Origin of the sequence: Alcaligenes faecalis (genome assembly GCF_005311025.1) — a bacterium.
Lineage (GTDB): Bacteria > Pseudomonadota > Gammaproteobacteria > Burkholderiales > Burkholderiaceae_B > Alcaligenes > Alcaligenes phenolicus.
In genome coordinates this window covers 1,860,901-1,875,870 of record NZ_CP031747.1, presented here as the reverse complement: position 1 = coordinate 1,875,870, position 14,970 = coordinate 1,860,901, and the positions used below count along the sequence as shown (strand labels likewise).

Here is a 14,970-nt window from a genome sequence, read left to right as displayed (position 1 = left end):
GGACTAGTGCAGGATAGGCTATCGCCGGTATTTGCATTACAAAATTGATTCCGCAGATCGATCTAACAGCCTTCTCTTTGAAAAATTAAGTCTGCTCAGGGCTAGTTTCTTCACCGGCAACAAATCACTCAACAAAGGCTGAACCACGGACAGAGACGGAGGCATGTGTGGCGAAAGGAAATGGAGCAAAAAGAGTCGCAATTAACTTGTATCTGCTCAGGAAAAATCCAGACCCCACCTCAAAGGGGATCTGGTCACAAAAGGAGCTCTTAGCTAGCCCTGTAGGCCGCACTGGCAAACCTGTGCCAATAAAAGCTGACCGCTATCAGCTCGGCGACAATGGAGAGCTTGGAACTCTCTATATCAGGAAGCCTATTACAGAGACAGCGCCTGAGTGGCTTGATTTTGTTCAACAGGGTCTTGCAGACGCCTCCCCACTCGCCAAGCTAAAGAACAAGAGCATCTCGGCTCTCCTCGTGATTGGGCAGAAGGGGCGGCAGTTTGCTATTGCGTTCGGACATGGGCGATTCATGATAGAACCGAGATTGATCGAAGACCGCTTCGGCATCCGGGTAGTCTTGAATAGCATCATGCCCGATAAAGTTGCATCCATTGATCGCCAGACCTTTGACGCTTCGCCCAAAATAAGTAGGGTTCAAACGATCAAGGCGTCTTCCGTCTCTGACTTCATGATAAGCCCGGAACAAGACCTTCTGCGAGGACTTGTAGGCTTTACCAAGCCGGAATATAAAAAAGCACTTGGAGGCCTGATCGCCGGCATTGACTCGTTTAAAACTTCGGTACCTATCAAACTATCTGAGCTGTCGGAACTTCTCGAGGTCGCACTTGAGCGTTCCGACTCAAAAGATTATTTGGCTCGCGACTCCCAAGGCAACAACAGCCAATTTGCATGGGTTGAAAATCTTTTACCGGTTAAGGACGAAACACTCATCGCCGAACTGAATGGAGCGTTATGGGATCGCCTGAATTCGGACGATTTGCATAATATTTGGCTCGCGATCCCAGATATTATTGACTGGAGCCAAGTAACTGGCTTCAGTTACATCTCAACATCGACCACAGAGCAGCTAGACGAAAGTCTCGACTTAGCAAGATTTCTTGGAACGTTGCGTAAAGACGCCACGCTCGAAACAGTCAAGAGAAGGGAGATTTTTATGCATTTATCCACTGGAGTGCCAGCTCAGCGCTTTAATGCCTTCAAATGCATCTATGCGGAGATAAAGCGAAATTCAGATTTATTCATCTTGCACGTGGGAACATGGTTCAGAGTCGAAGGGACATTTCAGAGCATGGTAGAAACATATTTCTCCACCTTGCCACGCAAACCGTTTTCACCTCCCTTTATGGAATACGATCACGCCGGAGAGGGCTCATACAACGAGGCAGTGTGCACCGCAAGTCCCCGCACTCACGGAATGCTGGACCGCCGGCTAATCCAGTTTGGTGGCACCTATGACAAAATCGAAGTCTGTGACATCTTCAAAGACTCGACTGGAAACGCTTCAAGGAATAGGGAGTTCATACATGTAAAACGCGGCCGCAGTTCTGCAAATTTGAGTCACCTGTTCTCACAGGGCTTAGTGGCGGCGACCCTGCTTGTAAGGGAGCAAAGTTTCGTGAACGAAGTCAATAAACAACTAACAACGCAAGGGCTAAAGACCTTGCCGGATAAATTCACGGCGAGCGGAAACGAAGTTGTATACGCAATAGTTGACGGCCCCAGTGGTGCCTCCCTTGATATTCCATTTTTTAGCAAAGTTACGTTGCAAAATTGTGGAAAATCGATCGCAGCGTTTGGATATACGGTTAGCCTAATGCACATACCTGAATCCACTGCCTATCTAGCAAAATTAGAGGCAAAAAAATTAGAGAAAAAATCGAAGAAAAATGCTGACCAGCAGTCGGCTAAGTGACTTCATTCTCTGTAGAAACACTGCAAATCACCGACTCAAATAGCAGAGCCGAACAGCGCCCGACGCCGCTGAAGATATTGGGGTTGAGGGGCTCCCTTTTTGGGTAGCGCTAGCTTCTTTCCATCATACGGCTCTAACTGACTTCTAAGCATCACATCATCACCGATTTTGGCCCAATCAATTCGGATCGTGTAGTCGTCCTCGATCACCAGGTGCCCTTTTTCAAAAGCGCGGTCCATAAGTACTGATAGACAAATCCCGTTGCAAGGATCTAAACGAATGCTCTGATCTTCGCTCCAAGGCACTATATGCGAAGCGATAAGGAAGTCTTTTGTCTCAATCCCAGTAATTGCGCATCTGTAGTCATAATTGGATTTTACCCGCTTAGCGAACGCCTTCTGCGCGCTGCCGCGTGTTTTGCTCGTAACACTCGAATCGGGAACGCTATAGTCTCCTTCCTCAATTTTTTCACGAAAAGCTGCGACCTCGCTGGGATCTGGGTCAGCAGATTCCGCAGCGGCATCCCCTTGCTCCGTTGCGGGATACTGTATGTCCAGCACCTCTAGTAAGGCATGGGCTGAGCTTGCCAGTTTTTCCGATAGAGGTTCTGGCGACACCCAGGATCTATGATTCAGCGACGGATCAAAAAATAATCCGTATCCAGGACGACGTAAATAAGCCGCAAGTCCACGCCCCAAGTCTCCATCCAAGCCGTCAAGTTCATTAAGCGGAATATCGGAAATCTCTAGCTGGGATAAAACGTGTTTGACCTCAACAGTTGGCACAAACCCCCCGCTCGCGAAGGTTTGCCAAGCAAGAGCCGAATTCTGTGACGTCCTCCTTGCCAATTCCTGAATCGCGTCAGGCAGAATGCCCAGGTCTGCCCAAGCATATGCATCACTCGGCCCCGCCAGGTAAGCGCGCAAATGCAGCGTCGTAGGCTCGTTGTGCAGCTTGATTGCGATCAGGTAGGGCTGGCCAGCGCCTCGATCTGCAAGCATTGCCAATTCGTTCTCAGCGGCATCAAACTCAGTATGTGCTGGATCACCAGGAATTGTCTCTGCCGTGGCGTCACTTGGCGAAAGAGACATCTTCCACGCTGCTGGAGCACCTAAGCTAGTTTCCCATTTCAAGTGCGGGCGATCCGCAGAATTGAAAACCAAAGTGCCAGGCGTTGTTCCTTTTGGCCACTTGTATGTAAGTGGAACAGATCCCTCTTCACCCACCGTGACAGGAAAGAGACGAGTCACGGTTTCAAGGAAGCTAGCCTTCCTTGAAAGTTGAATGTAGTCCTTCGTGTATTTTGTGTTCCCCAATCGACCATAGGTCGCCCGATGCGCTGAGGGACCATAATAAATAACAAGCACCCATTCGACAGGCTGAACAGCCATTAGGCCCTCCCGATTATGATCGCTTCCGGTGACTGATGCGCCTCAACCTCTCGCCGACTCTGTGCCGCTAGCGCGCGGTGCGTCGTGAAACGGACGATGTCAGCGTCAGGAAAGAGAGAACGTACTGACGGCGTGTCCCGATTGGACATCACCCATTGAACCCCTCGCCGAGACAACGCAGCGCAAATATCTGCCAGCTCAATAAGATCTGTCATTTCAAACGTCTTAGCCGTGTATTTGTTGAACTTTGCAGTTGGCTCTTTTTCAATGTCTGGGCGGCTATATACAGGCAAATAAGGTGGATCTAGATAGACAAAATCTCCTTTTTTCGCATTATCAAGTACAGCTCGGAAATCCGCCGCAACTATTTCCGCGTTAATTAGCAGAGCGCCGACGGATCTCATAGTCTTGTCGTCGAGGCCTTTAAAACGCCGGTCGCCCCACGGCACATTCATAGCCCCAGTGCGAGAATTCTCCCGCCACAGATGATTCCAGGAGACACCATTTAAATAGAGAAAGCGCGCAGCCTTTTCTACGAGGTTAGACGGGGCAGGAGTTGAGCGCACTTCATAATAGAAATCTTTAGAGTCATTCTTCATGTACCAATCTAACAACGGCTGCAGTTCGGACTGCTGATCTCTCATAGCAATCCACGCCGCAACAAGGTGCTCGTTTAGGTCTGCGAGATAAGAACGTCCAGACACACGCGTAGCACATGCCAGAAAGACGGCCCCCCCCCCAAGGAACGGCTCGTAGTAGTTCTTGATCTTGAAGGGTACGTGGGGAAGTATGCGGGGAAGCAACCTAGTTTTGCCTCCAACCCACCGGATGAAGGGCTTGATAGGCTTCGGGTCCGCGCTAAACGCAAGCTGTTCGCCGGCAAGCGAATCCATAGCGGACAGCGTCATGATTTTTTACTCTTTCAGTCAACAGACAAGGGTGTATAATACAATGTTGTCCGCCATTTTCCCAGCCTAGGGGTTCATATGTCTAACATCCAACTCATCTGGCCGAACAAAGATCTGCTATTGAAGGCCTCGGGAGAGGAAGGCTACGAGTGGTTAAATTTGGATGACTCCCGCCTTTTGAAGCCGCTCAGATTCGAGCCGCTTACTGTAGCTCCGCTAACCCCCGTTACAAATGTTCTTGCGATCGGCGACGGCCTAGACGTGCTTGAGGCACTCACGATTCACACTACGGTGCTCAACGGTGGGATTCGTTTGGTATACATTGATCCGCCGTTTAACACTCAGGTTAACTTTCGTCAGTATAACGACACCATGCAGCGGTCAATGTGGCTAAGCATGTTGCGTGACCGCCTCGCGGCGATACGTCCTCTCCTCGCCGAGAATGCAAGCATTTGGGTACATCTTGACGACAGTGAAGTACACCGCGCTCGCGCCGTGATGGACGAGGTTTTCGGTGAGGCCGCATTTGTCGCTTCAGTTGTCTGGCAAAAAAAAATGACGCGCGATTCCCGTGCAGCCTTTTCGTCAAATCACGATACCATTCTGGTATATGCCCCGAGTGGCCCCAAGAGGTGGAAAACTTCGCGGAATCTGTTAGTCAAAGACGAAGCGCAATTACAAAATCGCGACGATGATCCTCGTGGCCCTTGGTCCGATGCACCCTTCACTGCACCTGGATATCGTAAAGCGCAGCAATACGACATCGTTACGCCGACAGGACAAGTGCTTCGGCCTCCGCGTGGCCGGTCTTGGTATGCCACAGAACAAACCTATTTCGACTTGCTCGCCGATGACCGAATCTGGTTCCCTAAAGGCGGCGATGGTTCGCCTCGTTTAAAGCTGTTCGCACACCAACTAAGAGGGCTCGTGCCGTTTACCGTATGGGGATCTGCGGATACCGGAACGAATGATGACGCAAAGCGGCACCTCATGGCACTGTTCCCCGACTCTGAAGTGTTTGACACACCAAAGCCTGAGTCACTTCTGGAACGGATTATTCACATTGCTACCAATCCTGGTGAACTGGTAGTCGATATATTTGGCGGAAGCGGTACCACAGCAGCGGTCGCACATAAGATGCGGCGCCGCTGGGTTGTTGCCGAGCGCAACACCCAGACAGTCCTCGATTTTTTATATCCGAGATTACAACGGGTGGTGGACGGAAAGGACCCGGATGGCGTCACAGATGCCATGAACTGGACCGGAGGAGGGCACTTTGAAGTTGTCCATGTGTCTCCACGCCTAGGAACGATAACGAAGAAATTTCGGCCTGATGGTGTAAGACAGCGCCTGACAACGCAGGAGGATATTCGCTATGGGTTACTGCCTAAAGGGAGGCGCTCGACCGCTGCTTGACTCATCAGAAAACAGACACGCAAGGTTAAAAACGCCGGCATTCTTCGTGGCGATAAACGGCAGCTTTCGCAAGAAAAGCAAACGGCATTCGTTTCTCCGCTTAGGAGGTTATCAGTCGTAATACTAAATCTGCTTGCGACTGGAACTGTGCCAAGATTTCGGTACAGTACGGGTACAGTGATCAGCTTTTATCAATTCAGCCAGAATACGCTAATCTACTGATTTGAAACTGGTTTTACCTATTTCAACCTACGCTCGATTTCCCTGTAGCAACACTGTAAATCACCGACTCAAAATCCCCTGCCTCAAGGCGTGCCGGTTCGATTCAGGCCTAGGTACTATCAACAGTCTTCTGCCAGCTCGATCACCTAGAAGCTGCCGTACAGCAAATCCCGTATCGGGAACCTCTACAAGACTCTATTCAAGCTTAGCCACGCTAGCGACTTGGCGTCTATTGTATTCACCGTCTCTACGACTGTGCTTATTTAGTGTCCTTAGCCCTTCTTGCAAGCCTTCATGTAAGAACTGCCGCTTACTTAAGCACACAACACCACAGAAGAAAAACCCAAGCCGTTCTTAAAGGCAACGAGCATACAAGCTTGAATAACCGTTATCACCCGCATCTTTCCAAACCACTTGTAAGTGACAGTAAAAATTAAAAGCCCCTAGAAAAATTGGGGTTGTTCGCTTTGCCTGTTTGTACTGCCGAAGTGGATGACACCCAGTCAGGGCTCCCCCTTAGAAAAAGGGAAGGGGGATCACCACAATACTGAAAACGATAACGGAGACACAATGGTTCTAAAGATGCCAATATTGGCAGGCGGGCTGCTGGCCGCTTTGCTGGGAATAGGGTCAACTGCCCACGCTCAATCCAATGTGCAGCTGTACGGTCTGGTTGATGCCTGGGCAGGTATACATAAGCCTGTAGGAGGCAACAAGCGGGAAGGGACGGTAGGCGGGGGAGGGATGACAACCTCTTACTGGGGCTTGAAAGGCCAGGAGGAGTTGTCCAACGGTGTTCGCGCCGTGTTTGCCATGGAAGGGTTCTTCCGGCCAGAGACAGGTCAGGCGGGGCGGTTCAATGGCGATCCCATGTTTTCGCGTAGTGCTTATGTGGGTTTGCAAAGTGATGATGCAGGCACTTTGACGCTGGGGCGGCTGACTACGCCTTATTTCGTCTCCACCATCTTGTTTAACCCGTTTGGCGATTCCTACACGTTCTCCCCGTCGGTGTTTCACACGTATCTGGGGATGGAGGGCCAAGGTGTGCTGGGCGATTCGGGCTGGAGCAATGCAGTTAAGTACACCACGCCAGACTTCAATGGACTGACGGCAAACTTGATTTACGGGTTCAGTAACGAGCCTAACAAGTCTGGCTCCAATAAATGGGGTGGCAATGCGCTGTATTTCAATGGTGCTTTCTCGGCGACCTTAGCCTATCAGCAGATCAAGTTCGACAATCAGGCGGATGATCTGGAAAACATTATTGTGGGCTTTCGTCACCAGCGAGCAAGCCAGTTAGGCATGGCTTATGACTTTGATTTCGCCAAGGTTTTTGCTCAGTTTCAGTACGTGAAGAACACCATCACTAGTGGTGACATCACGATGAAGGGCGGGCAGTTTGGTGTGTCTGTCCCTATGGGCGGCGGCAAGGTGCTGGCTTCGTATGGTCACACGCGTAGTAGTGGGGCCAGTGACGTCAAGCGCAACAGCTGGGCCTTGGGTTACGACTACGAGCTTTCCAAGCGCACGGATGTCTATGCTGCGTATTACAGCGACAAACTGACTGGTTTGTCGCGTGGCGATACGTTTGGTGTGGGTATACGCACACACTTCTAAACGGTTCACTGCAGTAGAAGGCAAGCAGACGACATGCCCGTAGACGTGTCGTCTGCTTTTAGGCTTATTGAATCCTTGGCCTCAATCCCAAACCGGCGCCAAACCCTCCGGATCAACCAAACGCTCCCCGCGATCCAACTCCGCAATCCTCTGTAAATCCTCCGCATCCAGCTTCAGCTCGCCAGCCTTCAGGTTGCTTTCCAGATTCGCCCGTTTGGTCGACGAAGGAATCACCGAAAACCCTTGATGCATCGCCCAGGCCAGTGCCACTTGGGCCGCAGTCGCTCCATGTTTAGCTGCGATCTCCTGCAACACTGTATCTTGCGTTGCTTTGCCGTAAGCCAAAGTCATGTAGGACGTCAGATGCACGCCCTTCTCCCGTGCAAAGGCAGCCAGCTTGGCGTTTTGCAGGTAGGGGCTGATTTCTACCTGGTTGGTGGCGATGTTTTCTGCGCCAATGGCGTTGATGGCTTCGTCCAGCAGGGCGATGGTGAAGTTGGACACGCCAATCTGGCGGGTCAGGCCTTGTTCGCGTGCTTGCTGTAAGGCTTGGAGCGACTCTTTTAAAGGCACAGCGCCTTGTGGCGACGGCCAGTGGATCAAGGTCAGGTCTACGTGGTCGGTGCGCAGTTTCTCCAGGCTGGCTTTCAGGCTAGGGATCAGTTTGTCGGCAGACAGCTCGTCGATCCAGATCTTGGTGGTGATGAACAGTTGGTCCCGAGGCACTCCGGATTCGGCAATGGCTTGGCCAACCTCAGCTTCGTTCTCGTAGATCTGGGCGGTATCGACGGCGCGGTAGCCAACGTCCAGGGCGGTGCGTACTGAGTCAATGGCAGCTTGTTCTTTCAGGCGGAAGGTGCCGACGCCGATTTGTGGGATAGACATAGTGGTAACTCCATTTGAGTAAATTTGTACGGGTAGCAAGAGCAGCCCGTTGATGCGTATGGGGGAACGCTTCCAGTGCTGATTGCGGGAGCGTTCTCGGTGCTTTGGTGCAGCAGTATTGCTGGGTTGTTGCGTTGTTGGGGCTTGATGCTTAGCAAACCGCCAGGGGTCTTGCCTTTACGTCCAGTTGATCTTCTTGATCTCGCTGATCCAGTTTGCCTGCCCAGACGGTCAGGCCCAGGGCCAGCAGGACGACGATGGCACCGATCCAGGCGGTATGAATCAGGCCGACGTTGGCGACGATCAGGCCACCACCCCAGGCTCCGATTGCAATTCCGATATTGAAGGCGGCGATGTTCAGGCCGGAGGCCACATCGACTGCTTCAGGGACAAAGCGTTGGGCCTGGTTAACAACATAGATCTGCAGTCCGGGTACGTTGCCAAATGCCACACCACCCCAGGCCAGTACGGTTGCCAGCATCAACCAAGGGTTGCCGGCGGTAAAGGTCAGGGCCAGCAGGACGATGGCCAGCAGCAGGAAAATCAGTTTCAGGGCGGGGATGGGGCCGCGTTGATCGGCCAGCTTGCCACCCCACAGATTACCGATGGCAACTGACACCCCGTAAGCCAGCATGACGCCGCCCACGGCGTGAATGGAAAAGCCCGTAATCTGTTCCAGCATGGGCGCCAGAAAGGTGAAGGCAATGAAAGAGCCGCCGTAGCCCACCGCTGTCATTGCGTACACCAGCAACAGTCGTGGTTGGGCGAAGACGCGGATTTGTTGACGCAGAGTGGCCGGTTTGCTGTGTACTACGTTCTTGGGCACAAAGAGCAGGCTACCCAGGAAGGCGATCACACCCAGGGCCGAGACAGCCAGGAAGGTGGTGCGCCAGCCGAACTGCTGGCCGATAAAGGTGCCCAGCGGTACGCCCGTCACCAGGGCAACGGTCAGGCCGGTGAACATGATGGCAATGGCGCTGGCGGCTTTTTCTTTGGGGACCAGGCTGGCCGCAATGGTGGAGCCAATGGAAAAGAACACGCCATGAGCCAGGCCGGTCAGAATACGGGCCACGATCAGGGATTCATAACCTGGTGCTTGCCAGGCCACCAGGTTGCCGAGGGTGAACAGGGCCATCAAGCCCAGCATCAAGGCTTTGCGGGGGACCTTGCCGGTCAGGGCGGTCAGGACGGGGGCACCTACGGCAACGCCCAGGGCGTACAAGCTGACCAGCAGCCCGGCGGAGGGCAGGCTCACGGCCAGGTCCGCCGCGATGGTAGGGAGAAGGCCAACGATCACGAACTCTGTCGTTCCGATGGCAAAGGCACTGATGGTCAGCGCCAGTAGAGCTATAGGCATGATGGCATCCTTGCGTGGAGCATTGCAGAAGATGCCATTGTGTTCTTGATGATTTAGTCGAAAAAGTCCATATTGGTCGAAATACATTTGATTTAAAGTCAACAATGAAAACAACTCTGGATGAAATGCAGGCATTTATAGCCGTGGTGGATGCCGGTGCCATCTCGCGGGCGGCCGAGCATCTGGGGCTGACGGTGTCGGCGGTCAGCCGCACATTGAACAGGCTGGAGGAGAAGCTCAACACCACCTTGCTACGGCGTACCACACGGCGCTTGGAACTGACGGAGGAGGGGGCGGTTTTTCTGGAGCGAGCCCGATCCATTGTGGCCCATGTGGAGGAGGCGGAGGAGGATCTGGCCATACGCCGGCAGCAGCCAGTAGGGCGCTTGCGGGTGGATGCTGCCTCGCCTTTTATTCTGCATTGCGTGGTGCCGATTGTGCGCGGCTATAAGGAGCGTTATCCGCAGGTCAGCCTGGAGCTGACCAGTAATGAAGGATGGATTGATCTGCTGGAGCATCGCACGGATGTGGCTATTCGGATTGGTCGGCTCAAGGACTCTACCTTGCATGCGCGACCTATTGGCAACACGCGTCTACGCGTGATGGCTTCACCTGCTTATCTGGAAAAGCACGGTCATCCGCGTGACGTGGCCGACCTGGATAATCATGTTTTGCTGGGCTTTACCCAGCCGCTATCCCTGAATGAATGGCCCTTGCCTGCGCAGGACGGAATGCCGGTGCATATCAAGCCAAGTATTGCCGCTTCCAGTGGGGAAACTTTGCGGCAATTGGCGCTGGATGGCGTGGGGATTGTGTCGTTGTCGGACTTCATGACGCACCGGGATCGCGAGGCAGGACGTTTGGTGCAGTTGTTCCCGAAACGCACGCTGGAGATGTGTCAGCCTATCAATGCGGTGTACTACCGCAATACGGCTTTATCGGCGCGGATTTCCACGTTTGTAAGCTATCTGAGCGAGTGCTGGGAGGCAGGGCTGGGTGGGTCGAAATAGCGCGTGATGAGGACAGTTCTGACGTTCTACATCACAGTATTCATATGTTGCCAGGCTAAGGTGTCTGTAGCTTGTCTATCGGCGGTAAGCAGAAAACTAATCAGCAGTAAAAACAGGTGGTGCAGATGACGTGTGCCGGATGTTGATCAAGGGGGGAACAGGCAGCAATGAATAATTCGAACGAACCTGTGCAGACACAGACACAGACACAGACACAGACACAGACACAGACACAGACACCTACATCAGTACCGGCAGAAGTGCAGAGGCAGGCGTCGGATAGGCCAGGCAGCCCGCTGGAGGTCTTCTGGGCCTTCCTGAAACTCGGGCTGACTTCGTTTGGCGGCCCGATCGCGCACCTGGGTTATTTCCGTACCGAGTTCGTAGAGCGCCGTCGCTGGCTGGATGATCGCAGCTACTCCGATCTGCTTGCCCTGTGTCAGTTCTTGCCGGGTCCGGCCAGCAGCCAGGTCGGGATGGCGCTGGGGCTGGGGCGTGCCGGGTGGATGGGTTTGCTGGCAGCCTGGACGGGTTTTACCTTGCCATCGGCCATTGCATTGATTTTGTTTGCCATGGGATTGGCGGGACAGCAGGGGATTGCAGAGTCTGCGTGGGTACATGGACTCAAGATTGTGGCGGTAGCAATTGTGGCCCAGGCGGTGTTGGGAATGGCCCGGTCTCTATGTCCTGATCGATCTCGTGCTGCATTGGCGATGGTGGCTGCTTTGTTAAGTCTGGCCTTGCCCTCGGCCTTTGGGCAGGTTCTGGCCATTGCGGTGACAGGTTTGATCGCATGGTGGAAATTGGACTTTGCTCAAGCAGGAGTGGCTCAGGCTCATTCGTATCCGGTGTCTCGCAGGGTAGGGATGGCTGCCCTAGTGGCTTTTGTCGGGCTCTTGCTTGCTTTGCCTGTGTGGGCTGCGGCAACAGGCTCATCGATTGTTCAGTTACTGGAGGGGGTGTACCGATCCGGGGCACTGGTCTTTGGTGGGGGGCATGTTGTGTTGCCGCTCTTGCAGGCCTCTGTCGTACCGACAGGAATGGTCAGCAATGCGGACTTGATGGTGGGTTATGGGGCGGCGCAAGCAGTGCCGGGCCCCCTGTTTACCTTCGCGGCTTATATCGGGGCGATGGCTCAATGGCCTTTGCAGGGATGGCTGGGCGGCTTGGCTCTGCTGGCGCTTATTTTTATCCCAGCGTTTTTGATTCTGATTGGCGTCTTGCCTTTCTGGGAAGGGCTGCGACATCGGGCTGGCGTGCGCACGGCGATGGCAGGGATTAATGCAGGGGTGGTCGGTATCCTGGGGGCCGCGCTGTATGACCCGGTATGGACCAGTGCCATTCATGACAAGGCGGATTTTGGCTTGGCCTTGCTCTTGTTTGGCTTGTTGACGGTGGGGCGTGTGCCGCCGGCGTTGGTTGTACTTTTGGCGGGGCTGGGCGCCTTTCTAATGTCGATTATTTAAGTGTTTTGCTTGCCGTGCGTGATTGCCTGGCTTCATTTTTTCGGTCCGGGATGTGTGGGGGCTGATTCAAGAGGAAGCAGGTAGCTGTTTGGTGTTTTTCAAGGTGTGCGCGGGGCGCTGGCACCTTGGGAACGCCATATGCTGGGTATCAGTTGCTTGTCGCAGTTGCGGCAAGGCAAACCGACAGGAGAATGTCATGGATACCAATAAATCACGCGCGGATAAACACTTGATGGACTGGCTTCGAGACGCACATGCAATGGAAGAACAGGCTGAGACGATGCTCAACAGCATGCTCTCGTGGGTGGAGAACTACCCGGAGTTGCATCAGCGTATTCAGCAACATATCAAGGAAACTCAGACACAGCAGGGGCTGGTGCGCGAATGCATAGAGCGGCGCGGTGGGGATACGTCCTTGCTCAAAGACCTGGGCGGGAAAGTTATGGCAGCGTTTCAAGGCTTTTCCGGGATCTTTGCCTCTGATGAAGTGGTGAAAGGCACGATGTTCAGCTTTGCCTTCGAAAACCTGGAAATTGCGGCTTACAGCCAGCTCAAGGAGGCCGCTGATTTTGTGGGCGATACGGAGACGGCGATGGTGTGCCATCAAATCCTGGAGCAAGAGCGCGCGATGGCTCGTTGGCTGGAAGAGCACTCACCGGAGTTGATACGGATTTTTCTGGCTCGTGCCAATGAAGGTCACAGTCAGGCCAAGCCTTAGTCCACATCCGTCCAAGGCTGTTGATTGACGGCCTTGCTTGGCAGGTTTTCAGCTTTGGGGCAGCCATGAAGGCTACCAGGCACACTGTTTGCTGGAGCCTGTCTGTGAAACCTGATCTTTGGAGAGTCCGCATGAGTCCCACACGCAAAGGCAACACCGAAGGCTCGAATCAAGCCAAAGCACCGGAGCCCAGCAGCGAATCCCAAGTGGATATTGCCGGGCGGGTGCAGGAAGACCTGAAGGAAGTAAATGAACGCGGCAAAGACAAGAAGCGAAGGCGGCCGGTAGACCATAAAGCCACGCAGTTTGATGGCTCTCCGAATCCGGAACCCGATAAGAGTCCGTATTTGTTCAAGCCACATGACGATACGCCCGCCATCTTGCCCAAGCGCCGCGGTCCGAAGAACCCGGACTAGGAAGGGGGCAAGCGCTTGATGCTACACGCTTGCCCTTTCTGCTCCTGGGCTTACCACTGCCCGAAAAATACCCCTGCTTTTTTATACGCATTGGTACCGCGCTCTACTTCTTCGTCCGTCACGGTCGTTCGGCGTTTCAGGCTTGTGAACCACTGCAGCAAGCGCTCCCGACATTCAACCCGTACGTCTTCGTGGTCTGGAGATTGGCCCAGGTCGTTGAACTGCTCAGGATCGGCATGCAGGTCATAGAGCTGCTCAGGCTCGTCCAGCCAATACACATAGCGCCAGCGGTCACTGCGCAGGGACCAGGCTCTGGCATTGGATGGTGATTTATCGCGTATCACGCGGGCCAGGCGATAGCTGTAATCCAGTTCGGAAAACACGCAGTCGCGCCAAGGTGGCTGGGTGCCATGTAGCAGGGGCAGCAAGTCTCGTCCCTCAAGGCGGTGGGAAGCCAGCGGCAGGCCCAGCCACGAGAGCATGGTGGGTAGCACATCCACGGCTTCGACCATTCTGTTATCGACTGTTCCCCGCGTAGCATTCGCCTCCGGTGACGGGTCGTAGACGATGAAAGGTACACGCTGCACGGTGTCGTAGAACAGCTCTTTCTCGCCCAGCCAATGATCGCCCAGGAAATCCCCATGGTCGGCCGTGAAGATGATCAGGGTGTTGTCCATCAGGCCATTGCGGGACATGAAGTCGAACAAGCGGCCCAGGTGGTCGTCCAATTGGGTAATAAGACCCTGGTAGGCGGGTCTGACCGTGTTGATGCAGGTTTCGCTGGCGAAACTGACGCATTCCTCTTGCTGGCGGTAGGCCTCTACGACCGGATGCGCATTGCTTAATTCGGCCTCATTGCGCACTACGGGCAGGCATTGCTCGGCGCTGTACATATCGTGGTAGGGCGCAGGAGCGATATAGGGCCAGTGTGGTTTGACGTAGCTCAGGTGCATCACCCAAGGTTCATCCCCCATGCGCTCCATGAAGGACAGGGCCTGGTCCGTCATATAGGCCGTTTCCGAGTGCTTTTCCTCTACCAGGGACGGGTAGCAAGCATTGCGCATGTGCCAGCCACTGACTGGCTGCCCATCGGGCCCGTGCGCAGAGATGACAAAGTCTGTCCATGGGTCGTCGGATTCATAACCATGACTTCGCAGGTAAGCCGGGTAGCCGCTTTCTTCTCCCGGTTCGTGGTGGCCGTCGTAACGGTCTATCTCTTCAAACCCCCCTGTTTTAAGCAGGCGGGCCAGTTCGCTGCCACCATCCAGTGCCAGCCGTTCCAGCCCTTTGTGGTCGACCATGATGTGGGTTTTGCCCGCCAGCACCAGTTTGTGTCCACCGGCGCGCAAATACTCGCCCATGGTGACTTCGCCTACCGACAAGGGCACGCGATTCCAGGTGGCTCCGTGCGTCGATGGGTAGCGGCCTGTGTAGTAGCTCATGCGGGACGGGCCGCAGACGCCGGAATTGACGAAAGCGCGATCAAAGCGCACCCCCTTGGCCGCCAAAGCATCCAGATGGGGGGTACGAATATGAGGGTGGCCGTAGCAGGCCAGGTGATCAGCCCGCAGCTGATCGGCCATGATGAACAGGACGTTCTTGCGTTGTGTCATGTTGTCTGTGTTGCTGG

At 54.0% G+C, this 14,970-nt stretch carries 12 protein-coding genes; 7 read left to right on the top strand and 5 right to left on the bottom strand.

The annotated features are described in order from the left end of the window. The first annotated feature begins 167 nt into the window (after positions 1-167). On the top strand, positions 168-1,934 hold the full coding sequence (locus tag D0C27_RS08550; protein WP_137430772.1) for a TIGR04141 family sporadically distributed protein: 1,767 nt from the start codon (positions 168-170) through the stop codon (positions 1,932-1,934). A 35-nt stretch (positions 1,935-1,969) separates the two neighbouring features. Here D0C27_RS08550 and D0C27_RS08545 read toward each other — a convergent pair whose 3' ends face one another. Then, positions 1,970-3,325: an HNH endonuclease gene (locus D0C27_RS08545; RefSeq protein WP_137430771.1), complete on the bottom strand. Its 1,356-nt coding sequence runs from the start codon at positions 3,323-3,325 to the stop codon at positions 1,970-1,972. Further along, on the bottom strand, positions 3,325-4,233 hold the full coding sequence (locus D0C27_RS08540) for a DNA adenine methylase (RefSeq protein WP_137430770.1): 909 nt from the start codon (positions 4,231-4,233) through the stop codon (positions 3,325-3,327). Before D0C27_RS08540 ends, D0C27_RS08545 begins: the two co-directional genes overlap by 1 nt. A 78-nt stretch (positions 4,234-4,311) precedes the next feature. On the opposite strand from D0C27_RS08540, the gene D0C27_RS08535 reads away from it, so the two are divergent. Then, positions 4,312-5,649, top strand: a complete 1,338-nt coding sequence (locus D0C27_RS08535) for a site-specific DNA-methyltransferase (RefSeq protein WP_137430769.1) — start codon at positions 4,312-4,314, stop codon at positions 5,647-5,649. A gap of 792 nt (positions 5,650-6,441) precedes the next feature. Then, complete coding sequence (locus tag D0C27_RS08530) at positions 6,442-7,488, top strand: porin (protein ID WP_137430768.1); 1,047 nt, start codon at positions 6,442-6,444, stop codon at positions 7,486-7,488. A gap of 81 nt (positions 7,489-7,569) precedes the next feature. Here the strand turns inward: D0C27_RS08530 and dkgB are convergent, their stop codons facing one another. Both dkgB and D0C27_RS08520 read right to left on the bottom strand, forming a co-directional pair. Beyond that, on the bottom strand, positions 7,570-8,373 hold the full coding sequence (gene dkgB, locus D0C27_RS08525; protein WP_137430767.1) for a 2,5-didehydrogluconate reductase DkgB: 804 nt from the start codon (positions 8,371-8,373) through the stop codon (positions 7,570-7,572). Positions 8,374-8,524: 151 nt separating this feature from the next. After that, positions 8,525-9,730 (bottom strand): MFS transporter, encoded by a 1,206-nt coding sequence (locus tag D0C27_RS08520; protein ID WP_137430766.1) that lies wholly within the window; start codon positions 9,728-9,730, stop codon positions 8,525-8,527. Between the two features lie 104 nt (positions 9,731-9,834). Between D0C27_RS08520 and D0C27_RS08515 the strand changes: the two genes are divergently transcribed. The 4 genes from D0C27_RS08515 (at position 9,835) to D0C27_RS08500 (ending at position 13,340) form a co-directional block, all read left to right on the top strand. After that, on the top strand, positions 9,835-10,740 hold the full coding sequence (locus D0C27_RS08515) for a LysR family transcriptional regulator (RefSeq protein ID WP_035271399.1): 906 nt from the start codon (positions 9,835-9,837) through the stop codon (positions 10,738-10,740). Between the two features lie 167 nt (positions 10,741-10,907). Beyond that, on the top strand, positions 10,908-12,206 hold the full coding sequence (chrA, locus tag D0C27_RS08510) for a chromate efflux transporter (protein WP_240688336.1): 1,299 nt from the start codon (positions 10,908-10,910) through the stop codon (positions 12,204-12,206). Positions 12,207-12,402: 196 nt separating this feature from the next. Further along, entirely contained in the window at positions 12,403-12,924 is a 522-nt protein-coding gene (locus tag D0C27_RS08505) for a ferritin-like domain-containing protein (protein WP_137430765.1), read from the top strand. 131 nt (positions 12,925-13,055) lie between these two features. Next, the gene (locus D0C27_RS08500; RefSeq protein ID WP_137430764.1) at positions 13,056-13,340 is read left to right on the top strand and encodes a hypothetical protein; all 285 of its coding nucleotides are present in this window, start codon (positions 13,056-13,058) and stop codon (positions 13,338-13,340) included. A gap of 50 nt (positions 13,341-13,390) precedes the next feature. Here D0C27_RS08500 and D0C27_RS08495 read toward each other — a convergent pair whose 3' ends face one another. After that, on the bottom strand, positions 13,391-14,953 hold the full coding sequence (locus D0C27_RS08495; protein ID WP_137430763.1) for a sulfatase-like hydrolase/transferase: 1,563 nt from the start codon (positions 14,951-14,953) through the stop codon (positions 13,391-13,393). Positions 14,954-14,970 lie beyond the last annotated feature (17 nt).

Excerpts from the sequence above, each read along its gene's own strand:
- D0C27_RS08515 (WP_035271399.1), top strand. The coding sequence starts at position 9,835 with ATGAAAACAACTCTGGATGAAATGCAGGCATTTATAGCCGTGGTGGAT.
- D0C27_RS08530 (WP_137430768.1), top strand. The coding sequence starts at position 6,442 with ATGGTTCTAAAGATGCCAATATTGGCAGGCGGGCTGCTGGCCGCTTTG.
- D0C27_RS08495 (WP_137430763.1), bottom strand. The coding sequence starts at position 14,953 with ATGACACAACGCAAGAACGTCCTGTTCATCATGGCCGATCAGCTGCGG.
- D0C27_RS08540 (WP_137430770.1), bottom strand. The coding sequence starts at position 4,233 with ATGACGCTGTCCGCTATGGATTCGCTTGCCGGCGAACAGCTTGCGTTT.
- dkgB (WP_137430767.1), bottom strand. The coding sequence starts at position 8,373 with ATGTCTATCCCACAAATCGGCGTCGGCACCTTCCGCCTGAAAGAACAA.
- D0C27_RS08500 (WP_137430764.1), top strand. The coding sequence starts at position 13,056 with ATGAGTCCCACACGCAAAGGCAACACCGAAGGCTCGAATCAAGCCAAA.
- D0C27_RS08505 (WP_137430765.1), top strand. The coding sequence starts at position 12,403 with ATGGATACCAATAAATCACGCGCGGATAAACACTTGATGGACTGGCTT.
- chrA (WP_240688336.1), top strand. The coding sequence starts at position 10,908 with ATGAATAATTCGAACGAACCTGTGCAGACACAGACACAGACACAGACA.
- D0C27_RS08545 (WP_137430771.1), bottom strand. The coding sequence starts at position 3,325 with ATGGCTGTTCAGCCTGTCGAATGGGTGCTTGTTATTTATTATGGTCCC.
- D0C27_RS08535 (WP_137430769.1), top strand. The coding sequence starts at position 4,312 with ATGTCTAACATCCAACTCATCTGGCCGAACAAAGATCTGCTATTGAAG.
- D0C27_RS08520 (WP_137430766.1), bottom strand. The coding sequence starts at position 9,730 with ATGCCTATAGCTCTACTGGCGCTGACCATCAGTGCCTTTGCCATCGGA.